Source organism: Arthrobacter sp. GW460-12-1-14-TSB2 (genome assembly GCF_059423525.1).
Map to the genome: position 1 here is coordinate 1 of NZ_JBWKYC010000047.1, position 1,797 is coordinate 1,797.

Consider the following 1,797-nt stretch of genomic DNA (forward strand, 5'->3'; position numbering starts at 1 on the left):
TGTGTCTGTTGTTTGAGAACTCAATAGTGTGCCAAGTTTGTTGATACCAATTTATTTATATGGATTGGTTGAATTGACTGGATCCGCCACCCCGTGGTGTGGTCTGGTTTTTACAGCTGGTTTCAAATTTTGCAGCTTTTTTCTTCCGTTTTCCCGGGGGTTTTGAGTTGTGTTCGTTTTTGTTTTACTTCAACGGAGAGTTTGATCCTGGCTCAGGATGAACGCTGGCGGCGTGCTTAACACATGCAAGTCGAACGATGACCTCCAGCTTGCTGGGGTGATTAGTGGCGAACGGGTGAGTAACACGTGAGTAACCTGCCCTTAACTCTGGGATAAGCCTGGGAAACTGGGTCTAATACCGGATATGACTCCTCATCGCATGGTGGGGGGTGGAAAGCTTTTTGTGGTTTTGGATGGACTCGCGGCCTATCAGCTTGTTGGTGAGGTAATGGCTCACCAAGGCGACGACGGGTAGCCGGCCTGAGAGGGTGACCGGCCACACTGGGACTGAGACACGGCCCAGACTCCTACGGGAGGCAGCAGTGGGGAATATTGCACAATGGGCGAAAGCCTGATGCAGCGACGCCGCGTGAGGGATGACGGCCTTCGGGTTGTAAACCTCTTTCAGTAGGGAAGAAGCGAAAGTGACGGTACCTGCAGAAGAAGCGCCGGCTAACTACGTGCCAGCAGCCGCGGTAATACGTAGGGCGCAAGCGTTATCCGGAATTATTGGGCGTAAAGAGCTCGTAGGCGGTTTGTCGCGTCTGCCGTGAAAGTCCGGGGCTCAACTCCGGATCTGCGGTGGGTACGGGCAGACTAGAGTGATGTAGGGGAGACTGGAATTCCTGGTGTAGCGGTGAAATGCGCAGATATCAGGAGGAACACCGATGGCGAAGGCAGGTCTCTGGGCATTAACTGACGCTGAGGAGCGAAAGCATGGGGAGCGAACAGGATTAGATACCCTGGTAGTCCATGCCGTAAACGTTGGGCACTAGGTGTGGGGGACATTCCACGTTTTCCGCGCCGTAGCTAACGCATTAAGTGCCCCGCCTGGGGAGTACGGCCGCAAGGCTAAAACTCAAAGGAATTGACGGGGGCCCGCACAAGCGGCGGAGCATGCGGATTAATTCGATGCAACGCGAAGAACCTTACCAAGGCTTGACATGGGCCGGACCGGGCTGGAAACAGTCCTTCCCCTTTGGGGCCGGTTCACAGGTGGTGCATGGTTGTCGTCAGCTCGTGTCGTGAGATGTTGGGTTAAGTCCCGCAACGAGCGCAACCCTCGTTCCATGTTGCCAGCGCGTAATGGCGGGGACTCATGGGAGACTGCCGGGGTCAACTCGGAGGAAGGTGGGGACGACGTCAAATCATCATGCCCCTTATGTCTTGGGCTTCACGCATGCTACAATGGCCGGTACAAAGGGTTGCGATACTGTGAGGTGGAGCTAATCCCAAAAAGCCGGTCTCAGTTCGGATTGGGGTCTGCAACTCGACCCCATGAAGTCGGAGTCGCTAGTAATCGCAGATCAGCAACGCTGCGGTGAATACGTTCCCGGGCCTTGTACACACCGCCCGTCAAGTCACGAAAGTTGGTAACACCCGAAGCCGGTGGCCTAACCCCTTGTGGGAGGGAGCTGTCGAAGGTGGGACTGGCGATTGGGACTAAGTCGTAACAAGGTAGCCGTACCGGAAGGTGCGGCTGGATCACCTCCTTTCTAAGGAGCACCTACAGCCACCGTGCCCCGTGTATGCGGGTGTGGCGGGGTTGTCAGGAGTATATGCCCGTTGCGCAGACGT

General features: G+C 55.6%; 1 rRNA gene. It reads left to right on the forward strand.

Annotated features, from left to right (window positions below):
* The first annotated feature begins 189 nt into the window (after positions 1-189).
* Positions 190-1,715, forward strand: a 16S ribosomal RNA gene (locus AC07YR_RS23150).
* Positions 1,716-1,797: the final 82 nt, after the last annotated feature.